14 protein-coding genes and 1 tRNA gene are annotated in these 16,827 nt (G+C 45.2%); 10 read left to right on the forward strand and 5 right to left on the reverse strand.

The window, feature by feature from the left end; genetic code table 11:
• Positions 1 to 110 precede the first annotated feature (110 nt).
• A tRNA-Asp gene (locus A6D97_RS09095) sits at positions 111 to 187 on the forward strand.
• A 146-nt stretch (positions 188 to 333) separates the two neighbouring features.
• A protein-coding gene (locus tag A6D97_RS21510; protein WP_139074309.1) for an IS630 family transposase occupies positions 334 to 1,369 on the forward strand; the annotation gives its coding sequence in 2 pieces (ribosomal slippage) (positions 334 to 792 and positions 794 to 1,369; 1,035 coding nt in all).
• Between the two features lie 716 nt (positions 1,370 to 2,085).
• Here A6D97_RS21510 and A6D97_RS09110 read toward each other — a convergent pair.
• Genes A6D97_RS09110 through hemC form a run of 4 tightly spaced genes read right to left on the reverse strand, consistent with a single transcriptional unit; the run spans position 2,086 to position 6,182 of the window.
• Positions 2,086 to 3,267: a heme biosynthesis HemY N-terminal domain-containing protein gene (locus A6D97_RS09110; RefSeq protein ID WP_017063752.1), complete on the reverse strand. Its 1,182-nt coding sequence runs from the start codon at positions 3,265 to 3,267 to the stop codon at positions 2,086 to 2,088.
• Positions 3,267 to 4,493 carry a uroporphyrinogen-III C-methyltransferase gene (locus tag A6D97_RS09115; RefSeq protein WP_065584265.1) on the reverse strand — a complete coding sequence of 409 codons (1,227 nt, stop codon included), beginning with the start codon at positions 4,491 to 4,493 and terminating at the stop codon, positions 3,267 to 3,269. Before A6D97_RS09115 ends, A6D97_RS09110 begins: the two co-directional genes overlap by 1 nt.
• A gap of 19 nt (positions 4,494 to 4,512) precedes the next feature.
• Positions 4,513 to 5,241 carry a uroporphyrinogen-III synthase gene (locus A6D97_RS09120; protein WP_017061007.1) on the reverse strand — a complete coding sequence of 243 codons (729 nt, stop codon included), beginning with the start codon at positions 5,239 to 5,241 and terminating at the stop codon, positions 4,513 to 4,515.
• A gap of 2 nt (positions 5,242 to 5,243) precedes the next feature.
• On the reverse strand, positions 5,244 to 6,182 hold the full coding sequence (gene hemC / locus A6D97_RS09125) for a hydroxymethylbilane synthase (RefSeq protein ID WP_017061008.1): 939 nt from the start codon (positions 6,180 to 6,182) through the stop codon (positions 5,244 to 5,246).
• Positions 6,183 to 6,526: 344 nt separating this feature from the next.
• Here hemC and A6D97_RS09130 point away from each other — a divergent pair, with 344 nt between their 5' ends.
• Positions 6,527 to 9,055 carry a class I adenylate cyclase gene (locus tag A6D97_RS09130; RefSeq protein ID WP_017066755.1) on the forward strand — a complete coding sequence of 843 codons (2,529 nt, stop codon included), beginning with the start codon at positions 6,527 to 6,529 and terminating at the stop codon, positions 9,053 to 9,055.
• 72 nt (positions 9,056 to 9,127) lie between these two features.
• Here A6D97_RS09130 and cyaY read toward each other — a convergent pair whose 3' ends face one another.
• On the reverse strand, positions 9,128 to 9,442 hold the full coding sequence (gene cyaY, locus A6D97_RS09135) for an iron donor protein CyaY (protein ID WP_017061010.1): 315 nt from the start codon (positions 9,440 to 9,442) through the stop codon (positions 9,128 to 9,130).
• Between cyaY and A6D97_RS09140 the strand changes: the two genes are divergently transcribed.
• The 7 genes from A6D97_RS09140 (at position 9,422) to A6D97_RS09170 (ending at position 16,815) form a co-directional block, all read left to right on the forward strand.
• On the forward strand, positions 9,422 to 9,634 hold the full coding sequence (locus A6D97_RS09140; RefSeq protein ID WP_017061011.1) for a lipoprotein: 213 nt from the start codon (positions 9,422 to 9,424) through the stop codon (positions 9,632 to 9,634). The two genes, cyaY and A6D97_RS09140, sit on opposite strands and share 21 nt — an antisense overlap.
• A 42-nt stretch (positions 9,635 to 9,676) precedes the next feature.
• A complete protein-coding gene (gene lysA / locus A6D97_RS09145) occupies positions 9,677 to 10,930 on the forward strand; it encodes a diaminopimelate decarboxylase (RefSeq protein ID WP_017066756.1) in 1,254 nt (417 codons plus the stop codon).
• Between the two features lie 11 nt (positions 10,931 to 10,941).
• Positions 10,942 to 11,772 (forward strand): diaminopimelate epimerase, encoded by an 831-nt coding sequence (dapF, locus tag A6D97_RS09150; RefSeq protein ID WP_017061013.1) that lies wholly within the window; start codon positions 10,942 to 10,944, stop codon positions 11,770 to 11,772.
• Positions 11,773 to 11,816: 44 nt separating this feature from the next.
• Positions 11,817 to 12,515, forward strand: coding sequence for a DUF484 family protein (locus tag A6D97_RS09155; RefSeq protein WP_017061014.1), 699 nt, complete (start codon positions 11,817 to 11,819; stop codon positions 12,513 to 12,515).
• On the forward strand, positions 12,484 to 13,416 hold the full coding sequence (gene xerC / locus A6D97_RS09160; protein ID WP_017061015.1) for a tyrosine recombinase XerC: 933 nt from the start codon (positions 12,484 to 12,486) through the stop codon (positions 13,414 to 13,416). The genes A6D97_RS09155 and xerC overlap by 32 nt, the downstream gene beginning before the upstream one ends.
• 15 nt (positions 13,417 to 13,431) lie before the next feature.
• Entirely contained in the window at positions 13,432 to 14,148 is a 717-nt protein-coding gene (yigB, locus tag A6D97_RS09165) for a 5-amino-6-(5-phospho-D-ribitylamino)uracil phosphatase YigB (protein WP_017066757.1), read from the forward strand.
• A 168-nt stretch (positions 14,149 to 14,316) separates the two neighbouring features.
• Entirely contained in the window at positions 14,317 to 16,815 is a 2,499-nt protein-coding gene (locus A6D97_RS09170) for an EAL domain-containing protein (RefSeq protein ID WP_065584266.1), read from the forward strand.
• Positions 16,816 to 16,827 lie beyond the last annotated feature (12 nt).

The following is a 16,827-nucleotide window of genomic DNA, read 5'->3' on the forward strand; positions in this document are numbered from 1 at the left end:
CTTCCCCATGTGAGAGTAGGACATCGCCAGGCTCCAAATTTATTTTCACTTTTTAAAAAGTGAAGACAAAAAGTTTGAACACTTGTCAGCGACGACAAGTATTCCACTGCGGAGTGGTAGTTCAGTTGGTTAGAATACCGGCCTGTCACGCCGGGGGTCGCGGGTTCGAGTCCCGTCCACTCCGCCACTTATTAGAGAAGCCCTGCTAGCAATAGCAGGGCTTTTTTACATTTGAAGAAAAGTGTTTGTTGTTAGGTTTTATGAGTGCTGTAATATCAATTGAAGTAAAAATGTGATCTAATTAAGATTGATGAATTATTGTGAAATTTAGCCATGGATAGCCTTAATAACACTGACTTCAAAAAGCTTGCGAGCCAGCAAAAAACCATTCAGATGAAGATGCGTTTACTTGCTCTCGTACACTTTAAAGACGGCCTCTCTCGTACACAAATTGCAAAATCTCTCAAAGTCAGTCGAACCAGTGTCAATAAATGGGTTCGGATTTTTTTTGAAGAAGGCCTAGAAGGACTTCAAGAAAAACCTCGGACTGGTAGGCCTGCATACCTCACCGATGAGCAGCGGGCTCAACTCAGTGCCTTCATAAAAAAAGAAGCTGAATCACCTTCTGGTGGCCGCCTTGTTGGAAGCGATATACATGACTACATCGTTAAACACTTTGACAAGCACTACCACCCTAATTCCATCTATTATCTCCTCGACCACATGGGTTTTTCTTGGATAACTTCTCGTTCCAAACACCCTAAACAATCACAGCAAATACAGGACGATTTTAAAAAAATTCCAAATCGAAACGATCCTTAAGATCCCCGGCCATATTGGGCTAGAGAGTGTTGATGTCTGGTTTCAAGACGAAGCTAGGTTTGGTCAGCAGAACACAACAACACGTCTTTGGGCTACTCGTGGAACGAGACCTCGCGTAGTAAAACAGCAGCAATTTGAATACGCTTATTTGTTTGGCTCAGTGTGCCCATCGAGAGGGATTGGTGAGGCAATGGTCGTCCCTTGGGTTAACAAAGACATCATGATAAACCATCTAGAGCAGATATCTAAAGTCACAGAAAAAGACCGTCATTCAGTGGTAATAATGGATGGCGCAGGATGGCATACCGATGATATTGCTAACCCATTTGATAATGTCAGTATTATCAAATTGCCGCCATACTCACCAGAGCTTAACCCTATAGAGCAAGTGTGGAGTTGGTTAAGGCTACACTATCTAGCAAACCAAAACTTCATTGATTATAACGATATTGTTTCGAAGGTCTGTAGCGCTTGGAATGGATTTCTTGAGTGCAAAGATCGCGTCACAAAAGTGTGTACAAGAGATTGGATTGACCTGATCAGTTAATTTTCCGGATTGGTATGAGTCTTATTATTCGTCTCAGAGTTTGTAGAGGCGCTTTACGTTGATCACGAGCTCTGATATTCCGACACTTATTATTAAGCTCTGCTCTCTCTAGCAGCGCTTGATTACGTAAGTTTATACTTGTGGCTATTGGTTCGTTGATTAACTTTTCCTGAGCGTCTTGAGAGCTCTATCTCCTACTAATTTGAACTGGCTGATAAAGATGCCTCGTTTCTAATAACAAGGTTTTGTTGGTCGGTAACTCTTGCTATCTCCCTCTACTTAATAGATTAATCTACAGGCAGTTACGTGAACTCCCCGGTTATAACGGTTTATAGTTGGAACGTTGATGGCTATTTAATTGTTAATTCAACGTGACTTTAAGTGGGCATCTGTCGGCGGGTAAATATCTTTAAGCGCCTTCTCTCAAGCTGATCTCCATTTGTTCTTGAACTTCAAGGTATCACTTTTCTCTATGACTCCTCTCGAACCTCTTATAAGGACTTGTTTATAAGAATGGTAAAACTACGTACAGACACAACTAAAGTCGTTCTCCGTGTGTTTGAGAAGCCCAGTTGAGCAATTTCATGGTTAGTTGGTATTGGGCAGGTAAGTGTTTGATGAGCTTGGTTTATAGCTATTGTAGAAGTTATCTAGGGTTAAATAGCAGATACAAAAAAGCCGATGCTAGACATCGGCTTAGTTTGAGTCGCTTAGAGTTAAGCGGGTTGAACTAGAGCGAGCGCTTTACGAGAAACCTCGTGAGCTGCTTTTGTTAAGTTTTGCTTCTCTAGTGCGTCAGATAGGTATCCGTAATCTGAAACATTTGAACGAAGTGCTAGGGCTTTCTCAAAGTGGCTTTGTGCTTCCGCCCACTTCTGCTCTCTTAGATAGAACTGAGCCAACGCGCTGTGTGCTTCGGCATTACCACTGTCTTTACTGATTGCACGTTCTAGCATGACCACTACTGGGTGGTGATCGGCTAGGTTCAGCTCTGGAAGCAACATGTAGAGCTCATTTGAACCACTCTTCGCAATGTTCTCTTTGATCACTGTGAACGCTTCTGAGTCAGCTTTACGAGCGATCAGTTGCTTCACAAAGCAAGATACAAGGTGCGAACTTTGTTTCTGCTTTCTTGAAAGCTTGTTCCAATGACTGATTAAACCTTCGCTACCTTGTTGTTGAGCTACATCATGAAGTAATCCACATTGTGCTTTCTGTTCTAATTCACGTTGCTCATCAGCTGTTAGAAGCTTATTCTTAACTAATTTAGGCGTTAACTCTAGCAATGGCTGCCATAACTTCAGTTGCAAGTAAGTAGCTTTTAACAGGCCAAGCACAGCAGTGTTATTAGGGTATGTGCCTTTTAGGGTAGAAAGTGTATCGAATGCAGCTTCGTAGTTTGACTCGCTGATTTGCTGTTTAGCTTTAGTTAGCTCTACCGCAAGTAGAGAGTCGTCCTGTTGGCTAGCAAGCTCGATGTACTTATCACGCTCACTTGTATTACCTTGCTCGTGTGCCGCTTGAGAAGCGACTAAATAACAAAGTAGAGGCATGTCGTGATGATTAGCCCAGCGAGTTACTTTCTTCTCAGCGCCTTTCCAGTCACCTTCAAGCAGCTTGATGATGCCTTCATTGGTATAACGACGAGAGCGCTTCAGCTTACGAACACTGAACCAATTCCAAGTTGTCGAGCTTGCGTACATAAGCTTTTTAAATAGGTACTCTAAGCCGAATAGAGCCGCTAGAAGAGCGATGACGAAGATAACCAGTGTTGTCACGCTCATCTCAATGGTCTTATTCGCAATTGAGATCAGAACGTAGCCTTGTTGACCAGAGAACTGAGTACCAACAATTAACCCAGCACCTAGAACGAGAAAAAGAAAAATCCAACGAATCATTATTTTTCCTCCGTGGTCATAACGGTGACTTCACGACGTAGGCGCTCACGTATCACATCTGACAACTCATTTTGAGATTCAAGCTTTACAGGGTATTTCACAGAGATGTTCTGTTCACTTAGCTGTTTAATCGCTTTCTCAAATTCAATCACTGAGTTGTTATCTTGGTTTAGATAAGCTTTCGACCACTCGCTAGCGGTATTAAGAGCTGCGCTATAGAGTTCACCTTGTTCTTTGTAGACAGCGCGAATCGCGGTTTCTAATTTACCTTTGATGTTTTCACGAAGGTAGAAGTGCTGTTCTGGTGATAGTAGAGGGATAACTTCGCCATCACGACTACGGAAGGTGATGAAGTTTTCTGAAAAGTCTTTCATCGACGTCATCAGGTTGTTCTGCCAGTCATTAATATCTTGAGATACGGCTTTTTTCTCAACAGCGGCAGCCTCAGGCAGGATTGCATTGGCAAGCGGCAGCGTATCGACTTGTTGTTGTAGGCTTGTGATGCGTAGAACTAAGCCATCACGGTCGATAAGAGGAATAGTGCGAAGCTTAGTAATGTCATTGGTCATTGATTGACGAAGAGAGACCAAGCTTGGGTCATTCAGTGCGGCGATACGTTGATCGGCGCTTTCCATTAGTTTGGTTGCACTAACGGCATCATGCTCGAGGAACAGTTTACGTCCTGCTAGTTTCACAAGGTAATCAGCTTCAGCAAGCAACCAGTCATTCGGGCGGCGACCTTTCACGTCAGCCACTGCTAACTGCAGGCTTTGAATGCTCTTCTGCTGTTGAGATTGCACGACCTGAGTTTTCTCCACCGCGTGTGAGGCTTCTTGGATAGTCTCTTGCTTGATGGTTTGTAGGTCTTTATTTACCGCAGATTGGGTATTTTGAAGTTGTGCTTGAAGAGCGGCTATTTGAGCCGAGTATTCAGCGCTCTTTTGCTGCATTTGAAATGCGATACCGCCACTGAAGATAATTGAAATAGCGATCGCAATAGCGCCTAGTTTGACACCGCGCTTACCTTGCTTTTCTGCTTTCTCTATTTGCTCTTTATGCTCAGCTTGAGGCTGCTCATTTTTAGCGGTATTTGAAGCAGAGGCATCAAGCTTCTGTTCAGGTTGTTTTGTCTCTGTAGAGTCAGCTTTTTCGTTTTCAACAACTACTGGCTGAGTATCTTGTTTCTTTTCAGGTTCAATATGCTCATTATTTTTTTTGCTTGTCATGCTTATTTCCTGTTTCTAGCTAGGGCCGGAGAGCAGCCAGTAATATTTGGTTCGTAGCACTGTGAGTATTGGTCACATTCGAGAAGCCGAGTTGTTGTGCTCGTTCTACAATGCGCTGGCTTGGGACAAATAGATGTCTTGTTGAAAGCCAAGCCAAATACTCATCAGGGGTAATTGAGCAGAGATACTCCAATTGTTCCTGACTAGTGATGACAACTTTGGACGTTTTTTTGTTTATCCATGTTTGATAGGTATTGTGGTCGCTAATAGGAATATATTCTCTACGGTAGGTCTCACAATAAGAGACTTGTGCACCTCGATTGAGTAGAGAATCCCTAATGAGCTCACGCCCACCATTGCCACGTAGTATCAAAATGGACTTATTTTCTACGCCATTAAGTTCAGTAAGTTTAAGAAGATGTTCACTATCACTAACTTGAGGATAGTTTACTTTTTGTTTACAGACTTTGCTTAAAACGTGCGCAGTTTTTTGACCAACGCCAAGATAAAGCGGCGAAGTAGGCCAAATGGATGAGGTTTTTGAAAGGATGCTTTGGGCAGCCGCCACGGCGTGGTGACTGACTGCAATAATGATATCGCTGTTATTAAGCTGGGTGCTTAAATCCGCAGAGTTGGGATTATCCACGATACGAATCAGCGGATGATGGATTGCTTGAACCCCTTCATCCGCTAGTTGTTGGCAAAGCGATTGTCCCTCTGAACCGGGACGAGTCACCAACACTGTCATGATTATTCTTGGTCAACGTAGAGCTTGGTTAAGATTTCTCTCGCGCCATCATCCAGCAATTGATTTGCCAGAGTCACGCCAAGTGCTTCTGCATCTTTGCGAGGGCCAGAGATCTCACCACGAACCATCTTAGAACCGTCCGGTTCACCAACTAATGCACGTAGCCAGATGTTTTCGCCATCTAATAATGAGTAGCTGCCGATAGGAACCTGACAGCCACCTTCTAGGGTAAGGTTCATTGCACGTTCGCACAGTACACGATCAGCCGTGTCTTTATGATTCAGTGGTTCAAGGAGTTTAATCAGACGCTCGTCATCAAGGCGACACTCAATACCAACAGCGCCTTGGCCAACAGCAGGGAGAGACTGCTCTGGTTCGATGAAGCTACGAATACGCTCTTCTAGCTCTAGACGTTTAAGACCTGCAGCAGCCAGTACGATCGCATCGTATTGACCATCATCGAGTTTACCTAGACGAGTACCAACGTTGCCGCGCAGCTCTTTGATGATCAGATCTGGGCGGTATTCTAACAGTTGGCATTGGCGACGCAGACTGCACGTACCCACGACAGCACCTTGTGGGAGTTCGTCGATGTTGTTGTAAGTGTTTGATACGAAAGCGTCACGCGGATCTTCGCGCTCACAAATTGTTACCAGACCTAGACCTTCTGGGAAGTCGACAGGTACATCTTTCATTGAGTGAACGGCTAGGTCAGCACGACCTTCTAGCATGGCTACTTCAAGTTCTTTAACGAACAGTCCTTTACCACCCACTTTAGCAAGCGGAGTGTCTAGGATGATGTCACCTTTGGTCACCATAGTTACCAACTCAACCTCTAAACCAGGGTGAGCAGCTTGCAGTGCATCCCTTACAAAGTATGCCTGCCAAAGGGCAAGAGGGCTTTTTCTGGTCGCGATACGGATTGGTGCTGAATTTGTCATGGTGTTTCCGATATAGGTTCTGTAATAGCCTAATCCTACCATTATGAGGCGAGAATTCTTACTGTTTGATCATTCCATACTTTGATAGCTGAGAGATTTTCATGAGTTCACCAAAATAGTGTGATTGGTATCTCATTTGAAACATGGGCTATTATTAGAAGTAGTCAATAAAGAGGACACTACGACGCCGTGAGTTTAACTTTCTGTCATCAAGGAATTGACCAGTATGACGGGTTCCTTTGCTTTACCATTAAGGGTAAAAGTGTTAAATTGATCACGTTTTGTTGCTCCTTTCGTTCAGTAACTAAACAGAACTGCACTTAACCTCAAACCAAGGACTTACCTTGCAGGCTTACACTCAAACTTTGATTCAACGATTAGACAATCTAAATCAGCAGCGCATTGATCGTGCGTTGGCGTTGATGAATGTGCAAGGCCAGCGAGTATTCAACCTTATTCCCGCACTGCTTCACTTCAATCACCCGATGATGCCTGGTTATTATGACCAACAAGTTCCTTTTGGAATTCGTAGCTTCACGCTTAATGAATTCCAAAAGCAATTTGTCTCTGATACCGAATTAACGCTGGGTGGCAAACTCACCGAGACGGATGAACCAGCAATCCTTGGCTTGTACACCATGGGTAGTACTTCTTCTATTGGTCAAAGCACTTCAAGTGATCTTGATATCTGGGTGTGTGTTTCCCCAGATATGGATGGCGCCTCTCGCGATAGCCTAACCAACAAGTGTCTCTTGATTACCGATTGGGCTGAAACCTTGGGAGTAGAAGCGAACTTCTTCTTGATGGATGAAGAGCGTTTCCGTTCGAACCATTCAGAAGAGATGACCGGCGATAACTGTGGTTCTTCACAGCACTTATTATTGCTTGATGAGTTTTATCGCTCTGCGGTTCGTTTGGCTGGTCAGCGTTTGTTGTGGCAAATCATTCCGCCAGAAATGGAAGAGTGTTACGACGAGTATGTTCAAGGTTTGTGTCAGGATGGCTATCTTGATTGCTCGCAGTGGATCGATTTCGGCAAGCTGAATCGCATTCCCGCTGAAGAGTACTTTGGTTCAAACCTGTGGCAGCTCTATAAGAGTATCGACTCACCGTATAAATCGGTTTTGAAGGCGATCCTGTTAGAAGCCTATTCATGGGAATACCCAAACACCCAACTGCTGAGTATTGATACCAAGCGTCGCTTCTTCGCGGATGAACCGGATCTGTATGGCATGGATAGTTACTATCTGATGCTTGAGAAGGTAACGCGCTACCTAGAGCGTATTAACGACCATACTCGATTGGACTTGGTGAGGCGCTGTTTTTATCTTAAGACCCACGAGAAGTTGTCACGAGATGCGGGCATTGGCTCCGTTGCGTGGCGTCGTGAAGCCTTAACCGAGATGACTAAATCTTGGAATTGGGGACATGAAACCATTGCTGAGCTCGATAACCGCCGTAACTGGAAGGTTGAGCAGGTTAAAGTGGTGCACCATGCACTGCTTGATGCCTTGATGCTGAGCTATCGTAATCTGATTCAATTTGCGCGTCGTAACGACATCACTTCGGCAATCAGTCCACAAGATATCAGCATCTTGGCACGTAAGCTTTACGCTGCGTTTGAGGTATTGCCAGGTAAAGTGACACTGCTGAACCCACAAATCTCTCCGGATCTGCATGAACCCGACTTGAGCTTCATCGAAGTTCGTCAGGGTCAGTCGAATAAAGCAGGTTGGTACTTGTATAAGCAGCCACTGGTTGCACACCGCATTCTTGGTCAGCCTTCTCTAGAGCACCATGAGTACTTGAGTAAGTTGGTAGCATGGTCGTTTTTTAATGGCTTGATTACCGAGTCGACACGTTTGCACTCTGTGGTACGTGACGCTCACATCGATATCGATAAGTTCTATCAAATGGTGAGCGACCTGCGTAATACGTTTTCTTTGCGTAAGCGTCGCCCAAGTATGCAAGCACTGGCGAGCCCGTGTGAGATAAGCCAGCTAGCGATGTTCATCAACTTTGAAAATGACCCGACGTCTGAATTAAGTGGTCGTGCATTAAAAGTGGACCTCAAGAACGCCGATATCTTCAGCTTTGGTGAGGAAGGTAAGAGCTTAGTCGGCAGTGTCGACTTAGTTTATCGTAACTCTTGGCATGAAGTACGTACGCTGCATTTCCAAGGTGATACGGCAATGCTGGATGCGCTGAAGACGGTGCTTGGCAAAATGCACCAAGATGCTTTACCGCCAGAATCGGTTGATGTGTTCTGTTACAGCAAAAACCTGCGTGGTGTGATGCGTAACATGGTGTATCAACTGCTTGCTGAGTGTATCGATTTACGATTGAAACCGATTGAACCCGAGAAGCGCCGCCGCTTTAAGGCTATTCGTTTAGCTAATAAGATGTTTGGTCTGTTCTTCGAACGTCGTGGTGTGTCGGTACAGATGTTGGAAAACTCGGTCGATTTCTACCGTAGCATCTCAACCAATAAGCTCAAAGGCTCACCTTTACTGATGCTCGATAAAGAGCAAGAGTATCAGCTACCAGAAGTGGTGGATGGTTTTGCGAGTGAGGGCTTGATTCAGTTCTTTTTCGAAGATACCGACAAAGGCTTCAATATTTATGTATTGGACGAGTCGAACCAAGTTGAGGTCTACCACCAGTACAGCGGTGAAAAAGATGAGATGATCGCGAGCGTGAATTCTTTCTACACATCGGTAAAAGATGAGTCGAAGATGTCGTCTAAGTTGATTAACTTTAACCTACCTCAGTACTACCAAATCGTTCATCCTGAAGAAGGCAATTCTTACGTTGTGCCTTATCGTAACGATGCAACTTTAGCTTCTCGGAGCTCAAAGATAGTTAACATCTAGTCTTACTAAGCCCGATTGATTTTAAAAAAAGGAGTGATTGATTCACTCCTTTTTAGTTTTGCTTACAAATGATTAGACCCAATCGATCGCTTCACCTGCGTGCTTCACGCATTCTTCTTTAACCATCTCAAACAGCTCCATGCCCGTCTTTGAACATGTCCACTTGTCGTCAACTAGCTTGAAGTGAAAGCCACCAGATTTAGACGCTAACCAGATTTCTTTCATTGGTTCTTGGCGGTTAATGATGATTTGGCTGCGGTTCTCAAACTCCAGCGTCATCACGTTACCAGTCACTTCGTAATCAATATCTGCCTCTGATTCATCGATAGCTTCTTCGATGTTTTGCATCTGTATATCGACCAGCTGATGAAATTCAGTCTCGTTCATCCTTTCTATCCTATTGCTTTTCCTGAGTGTGGTGCGATTATAGGGGGCATTGAGTTAATAATCACGATATGCAAAATGAAAAAATTAATTACTGCTCTATTTATGATGTCCGTTATTGGACTTTCTGGTTGTGGTCAAACGGGTCCTTTGTACGATCCTGATGAAGTTCAGCAAACCGAACAATCACAATAAGTGAAAACACGCAGAAATCGTTATTTATAAGGGATAAGAACTTTGGATTACTTCAACTATCAGGAAGATGGCCAGCTTTGGGCTGAGGACGTCGCACTTTCACAACTAGCAGAGCAATATGGTACACCGCTGTATGTATATTCTCGTGCAACATTAGAACGCCACTGGAATGCGTTTGATTCATCGGTTGGTGAGCATCCGCACTTGGTGTGTTATGCCGTTAAAGCTAACTCAAACCTTGGCGTGTTGAATACTTTGGCTCGTTTGGGCTCTGGCTTCGATATCGTTTCTGGCGGTGAGCTAGAGCGTGTGGTTGCTGCCGGTGGCGATCCAGCAAAAGTTGTATTCTCTGGTGTCGGTAAAACAGCCGCTGAAATGAAGCGTGCGCTTGAGTTGAACATTAAGTGTTTCAACGTAGAGTCTGAACCAGAACTAGAGCGACTGAATAAAGTAGCTGGTGAGCTTGGTGTTAAAGCGCCGATTTCACTGCGTATCAACCCAGACGTTGATGCGAACACTCACCCTTATATCTCTACAGGTCTGCGTGATAACAAGTTTGGTATCGCTTTCGACCGTGCTCCTGCTGTTTATGAGTTTGCAAAAACACTCGATAACTTGTCTATCCATGGTATTGATTGCCACATTGGTTCTCAGTTAACGGATATCGAACCTTTCATCGATGCAACCGATCGCCTACTTGCGCTGATCGACCAGCTACGTGCTAACGGTATCAACATCAAACACCTTGATGTCGGTGGCGGCTTGGGTGTGGTTTATCGTGATGAATTACCACCACAGCCTTCTGACTACGCGAAAGCCTTATTGGCTCGCCTAGACAATCATTCTGATCTAGAGCTGATTTTCGAGCCTGGAAGAGCGATTGCTGCTAACGCTGGTGTATTATTAACGAAAGTCGAGTTCCTCAAGCCAACAGAGCACAAGAACTTTGCCATCATCGATGCAGCAATGAACGATCTAATGCGCCCAGCACTTTACCAAGCTTGGCAGGATATTGTTCCTGTGAGCCCTCGTCAGGGTGAAACTGTGACTTACGATTTGGTTGGCCCAATCTGTGAGACAGGCGATTTCCTAGGTAAAGATCGTGACCTTGTTCTTGAAGAAGGTGATCTGCTAGCAGTTCGTTCAGCGGGTGCTTATGGCTTCGCGATGTCATCTAACTACAACACTCGTTCGCGTGCGGCTGAAGTGATGGTGGATGGCGATAAAACTCACTTGGTTCGTCAGCGTGAAGAGCTTACGAGTCTGTGGGAACTTGAAAACATTCTTCCGGAGTAATTTTAAGCGTTATGCACTTCCACTTTTCTAAAATGCATGGTTTGGGCAATGATTTCATGGTCGTGGACTGCATTACTCAAAATATTTTCTTTTCTCCAGATTTGATCCGTCGCTTGGCGGATCGTCACACTGGCGTGGGCTTCGATCAGCTACTTGTGGTTGAGGCTCCCTATGATCCAGAAACTGATTTCCATTACCGCATATTCAATGCGGATGGCAGTGAAGTGGAGCAGTGTGGCAATGGTGCACGTTGTTTTGCACGATTCGTTCGCATGAAAGGCTTAACGAATAAGTACAGCATCAACGTGAGTACCAAGAAAGGTAAAATGGTTCTCAAGATTGAAGAGAATGACCTGATCACGGTGAACATGGGCATTCCTGAGTTCGAACCCGGCAAGATTCCATTCAAGGCCAAGCAGCCAGAGAAGACGTATATCCTAAGAACGGATGTACACACCTTATTCTGTGGTGCGGTAAGCATGGGTAACCCACATGTGGTTACCGTGGTTGATGACGTCGACACGGCTGATGTGGACACCTTAGGCCCACTACTTGAATCACATGAACGTTTCCCTGAGCGTGTTAATGCTGGCTTTATGCAGGTCGTTAACCGTGAAGAAGTTCGTCTACGTGTTTACGAACGCGGCGCGGGTGAAACTCAGGCATGTGGCAGCGGAGCGTGTGGCGCAGTTGCAGTGGGTATCACTCAAGGCTTACTGGCTGAGAATGTGAAGGTTCGTCTACCAGGCGGTGACTTACACATTAGCTGGCAAGGCCCGGGTAAACCTCTGTTTATGACCGGCCCTGCAACGCATGTGTTTGATGGTCAACTTTCTTGCTAATAACGACCCAAAACAAATATATTCATAAAAATAAAGGATAGGTTTTGTCTTACGTTGAAGCCGACGCACTCACCGCAGAAGTGGTCGCGGAATATTTACGTGATAACCCAGATTTTTTCCAAGACCGAAAAGATTTGGTTGATCGCCTTGCTATCAATAACGTTGAGCAGGGCGCTGTTTCTCTGGTTGAGGTTCAGCTTAAACGCCAACGTCATCGAATCGAAGAGCTTGAAGAAGAGATCACTGGCTTGATGTCGTTGGCAGCAAATAACGATAAAACCTTCTATGAGTTTATGGATCTGCAAGCGCAAGTGCTGAAATGCAGTGACTTCATGCAGGTGATAAAAGCCGTTGAACAAAAAGCGTTAGATCTTGGGCTTAAGGCTCATGTTCGTATTCTTTCGCAATCTGGCTTTTATCAGTTGAGTGCTGAGGGTTACTCTAAGTTTTCGCTTAACCATTTCAATGGCAAAGATGCTTATCTTGGACGCTTGAGAAAAGCCGACAGACACGATTTGTTTGGTGATTATCCAGTTCCAGAGCTAGGCTCTTATGTAGTACTACCGCTTGCTAAGCAGTCTCCATTGGGTTTGCTCGCCTTTTCTAGTGAAGATGGCGGACATTTCCAACCCCATATGGATACGCTCTTTTTACGCCATTTAGCACTTGTTGTCGCTCATTTGGCGGACACCTTACCTTGGCAGATAAATAATGAGCCTAGAGCCCAAAATACCTCTTCCTAACAGCCTTCAAAAGCCACTTTCTCGCTTCTATGAATATCTCCGAAGCGAGAAGGGACTCAGCCTACACACCCAACGTAATTACAAACAACAACTTGAAACCATGGCCGGTCATTTAGTCACTCTAGGGCTAAAGGATTGGGGTCAAGTCGATGCGGCGTGGGTCAGACAACTGGCCAGTAAAGGCATGCGTGAGGGAATGAAAGCGAGCAGCATTGCAACGCGCTTATCGTCACTGCGCAGCTTCTTTGATTTCCTTGTGTTGCGTGGCGAAATGACCGCCAATCCAGCCAAAGGTGTCTCTGCACCTCGCAAACAACGCCCTTTGCCTAAAAACCTCGATGTTGATGAAGTGGGTCAACTGCTTGATGTGAATGAGGACGATCCATTGTCGATTCGTGATCGAGCGATGATGGAGGTGATGTATGGTGCTGGATTACGACTGGCAGAACTGGTCGGCATCAATCTGAAAGATGTGTTGGGTCGACAAGGCGAAATCCGAGTGATTGGTAAAGGCGACAAAGAACGCAAAGCGCCTTTTTCTGGTTTAGCTAAAGAGTGGGTCGATAAATGGCTCAAAGTTCGTGGTGAATTGGCTTCACCGGGTGAAACCGCGCTGTTTGTCTCTAAGCTCGGGACTCGTATCTCTCACCGCAGCGTGCAAAAGCGCATGGAAGAGTGGGGCAAGAAGCAATCTGTCGCGAGCCACATCAGCCCGCATAAACTGCGTCACTCCTTTGCAACGCATGTGCTGGAATCGAGCCAAAATCTTCGTGCTGTGCAAGAGTTGCTTGGCCATGAAAACATCTCGACGACCCAAGTGTATACCCACTTAGATTTCCAACACTTAGCACAAGCTTATGATCAGGCTCACCCGAGAGCTCGTAAGAAGAATAAAGATTAGATTAAAGGGTTTACTATGCGAATTTATCGAGGGTTAAAGCCCATCAAAGCCATGACCTTTGACTTGGATGACACCCTGTATGACAACTGGCCTGTGATCATGAAGGTTGAGAAAGAGATGGCACAGTGGCTTTATCAAAAGCACCCAGTGTCGGCTTCTTTATCGCTTGAAGAGTGGCAGGGCATTAAGCAGCAAGTCGCATCTGAAAACCCAGCTTTGAAACATGATGTCACCGTGTGGCGTGAAACTCAGATTAAGAGTGGTTTGCTGCAATTGGGTTACTCTCTGCAGCAAGCAGAGCAAGCGGCTCGAGAGGGCATTGAGCATGCCTTGTGGTTGCGTAATCAAGTCGATGTCCCTCAAGAAGCGCATCGAGTGATGACTGAACTTAGCCAACGTATTCCTCTGGTTGCGATTACCAATGGCAATGTCGATCCACACAAAATTGGCTTAGGGCTGTACTTTCAATTAATCCTTAAAGCCGGCCCTGATGGCAGAGCAAAACCCTATCCAGATATGTTTGAAAAAGCTCAGCAACACCTAGGTTGTGACGCTGAGAATATTCTTCATGTTGGCGATCACCTCAAAACGGATGTCTATGGAGCCAAGCAAAATGGCTTCCAAGCGTGCTGGTTTAATGACACTGGTTCCAATTTATACCGCTCCCCGAAGGCGAGTGTGCTCCCTGATGTTGAAATAGACCAACTTAGCGATCTTATGCGACTAATTTAATGGCTCGGTAAGCTTATTGTGTCGCATTTATGCTATTGAATTGTTACATTAGTCGCCTATAAAAGCCTGATTGGGCTAGGATAATTGGCGACTACTTTTTATCGATTCATTTCAGTCATAGCAGTGGTTGCGGGTTGTTACTTCACTCGATTTTGAACAAGGGTTGGCATGCAAACATTTACATTTCTCGCAAATACTGAGGCGTTATTTAGAGCTCAATTTGATCAGCGAGAATGGTGTGACAGCAAACAGTACCTTATTCAAATTTTCTCAGCTCAATCTTCAGATCTAGCTCGTCAAATCGCGGGTGTTGCCCTCAATCGTTTAAATAATGCGACGCTAATTGGCCAGAGTGCTCGTCATGTTATCTGTGATAATTGCCTTGAAAGTGCATGCACCTTAGTCATCATCAGTGAGTTCAACGAAACCCATCTAACCTCTGCGGTCCAGCCTTTTTCCGGCAATCCAAATCAAGACAGCCAAGACTTAGCTTTTCAGCTGCGCCTTACAGAAGAAACCAAAACGGTCATCAGCTTGTGCGATCAGGTTGAAGGGCGTGATTATCCTATTTATAGCGCTTTTGAAAATTTGCCTTACGCCTTGCCGATAGCTGGTGGACTGTGCCATGAGAATGAATTTGGCCGTTGGGTTATGTATAACGAGCAAACCTACCAGCACGCCTGTGTTGCTGTGGCTCTGACTAACCCAAGATTGAAGGTTTGGTCGGACGCGTACTCTGAGTGGAACCCGATTGGGATGAAGCTACGAGTCACACATGCAGTCGGAAATCGCTTATACGCGTTGAACGACAAGCCGGCTATTGACGTATTCAAACATTATCTTGCTGATGGTAAAGATCTCCCTTTCAGTCAGTTGATGAGCTTTCCGCTTTATCGAGAGCTTGGCAGAAAGAAGGGCATATCGACACCGCTGCGCATTAATGATGATGGCAGTATCGAGTTTGATAGTCCTTGGCATGTCGGCGAAGAGGCACAGTTTTGTTATAACCATCCTTCTTTGACCGCAGAAAAAGTGCGTCACGGCGCTGAGATGCTTGCCATGCATCAGCCGGAATCGGTGATCATCTATAACTGCGTCTCTCGACTTGAATTCATCGACAGTAAACTTGAGCTCAAGCCATTTGAGGGGATAGTAAACGCGTGCGGCGCATACTGCATGGGCGAGCTATACCGCAACGACGATCGCCAAGAGATACTGCATCACAGCCTCACCTATATTGCGATGAGAGAGTCGGACGAGATTAATGAGTTTCGTTGTGAAGATTTCCAGCGTGACTCAACGGTATCGCCACTGCTTAATCTCGTCAGAAATGCGGTGGCTGATCTCGACAGTATGAACACGCAGATGGAGAAAAAACTTCATCAACAGGCACGCCGTTTAACCGAAAGCTACCGCATTGATTCCCGCACCGGGCTACCCAACCGTATCGTGTTAAAAGAGCGTCTCAATACGATTCTCTTCAGTGAGCACTTACTGACGTTAAAGCTGACTAATTTCCATCAAGTTAACGAGAAGTATGGTTACCAAGTGGGTGACCAGCTGTTACTTGATCTGTCTAATCATTTTGTCGAGCGATTACACCTTAGTGTAGCTAAAGAATCTCAGGTGAAAGTAGAGCTGTTTAGCATTGGTGTCGGCGAATGGGCGATCATTTTTAACGCCAATGTTGGCTGCGATAAGATAGAACAACGTTTCGTTGAATTTGCTGATGATATTGAGCACATCAATTTTGAGCCGTATGGCTTGGCTGATATTGATTATCTGTCAGTTTCTCTGTGTGGCGGCTTCGCTAGTCGTTGCGATTTCCTAACCGATAGTGGTGATGAGATCTTATTAAAAGCGATCGAAGCTCGACGTTATGGGGTCAGGAATAACACTCACATCACCAATGCTAAAGACATTCAGGTGAGTGAAGAAGATCGTAAAGAGCAACTAGGTTGGTTGAGCTGTGTAAGTCGTGCAATTTTAGATCAGAACATCATCACTTATTCCCAGCCAATTGTGGCATCCGGTACTCACGAAATGATTGGCCAAGAGTGCTTGGTCAGAATCATGGAATCAGACGGTACCATTGTGCCACCAGGTAAGTTCTTACCTATCATTGCCGACACGCACCTTTACACTCGCCTCAGCCGACACATGATTAAGAACACCATAGGTTATATGGCGGATAAGCAAAGCCCATTTTCTATCAACCTATCCCCGCAAGATTTGTTGAGCGACAAGACGCTTGAGGTGCTCGAGACCGCCATCAGTGCTATGAACGATCCCACTCGACTTGGCCTAGAGGTTCTCGAGTCTGAGCAGATTAAAGATTATGGTCGCATGATTGAGGTGTGTGATCACTTCCGTGCTCTTGGGGCGAGAATCATTGTTGATGACTTTGGGTCTGGCTATTCCAATATTGATGAGATCATTAAGCTTGAGCCGCAGATTATCAAGCTCGACGGTAGTCTGATTCGCAACATCGACAAAGACCAAAAACAAAGAAATATCGCCTCTCAGTTGGTTCGCTTATGCCAGGTGTTTAATGCGCAAACCGTCGCTGAATTTGTCCATAACCAACAGGTTTGTGAGATAGCAGAGCAAATGGGTGTCGATTATCTGCAAGGTTATTACTTTGGTGAGCCTAAGCGACTGTTTTAGTTGTTAAAGCTT

Source organism: Vibrio sp. ZF57 (assembly GCF_001691235.1).
Taxonomy (GTDB): Bacteria; Pseudomonadota; Gammaproteobacteria; order Enterobacterales; family Vibrionaceae; genus Vibrio; species Vibrio crassostreae_C.

Bases quoted from the DNA above. Each gene is read 5' to 3' on its own strand.
- A6D97_RS09110 (WP_017063752.1), bottom strand. From the start codon at position 3,267: ATGATTCGTTGGATTTTTCTTTTTCTCGTTCTAGGTGCTGGGTTAATT.
- A6D97_RS09115 (WP_065584265.1), bottom strand. From the start codon at position 4,493: ATGACAAGCAAAAAAAATAATGAGCATATTGAACCTGAAAAGAAACAA.
- A6D97_RS09120 (WP_017061007.1), bottom strand. From the start codon at position 5,241: ATGACAGTGTTGGTGACTCGTCCCGGTTCAGAGGGACAATCGCTTTGC.
- hemC (WP_017061008.1), bottom strand. From the start codon at position 6,182: ATGACAAATTCAGCACCAATCCGTATCGCGACCAGAAAAAGCCCTCTT.
- A6D97_RS09140 (WP_017061011.1), top strand. From the start codon at position 9,422: ATGAAATTCAGTCTCGTTCATCCTTTCTATCCTATTGCTTTTCCTGAG.
- cyaY (WP_017061010.1), bottom strand. From the start codon at position 9,442: ATGAACGAGACTGAATTTCATCAGCTGGTCGATATACAGATGCAAAAC.
- dapF (WP_017061013.1), top strand. From the start codon at position 10,942: ATGCACTTCCACTTTTCTAAAATGCATGGTTTGGGCAATGATTTCATG.
- xerC (WP_017061015.1), top strand. From the start codon at position 12,484: ATGAGCCTAGAGCCCAAAATACCTCTTCCTAACAGCCTTCAAAAGCCA.
- yigB (WP_017066757.1), top strand. From the start codon at position 13,432: ATGCGAATTTATCGAGGGTTAAAGCCCATCAAAGCCATGACCTTTGAC.
- A6D97_RS09170 (WP_065584266.1), top strand. From the start codon at position 14,317: ATGCAAACATTTACATTTCTCGCAAATACTGAGGCGTTATTTAGAGCT.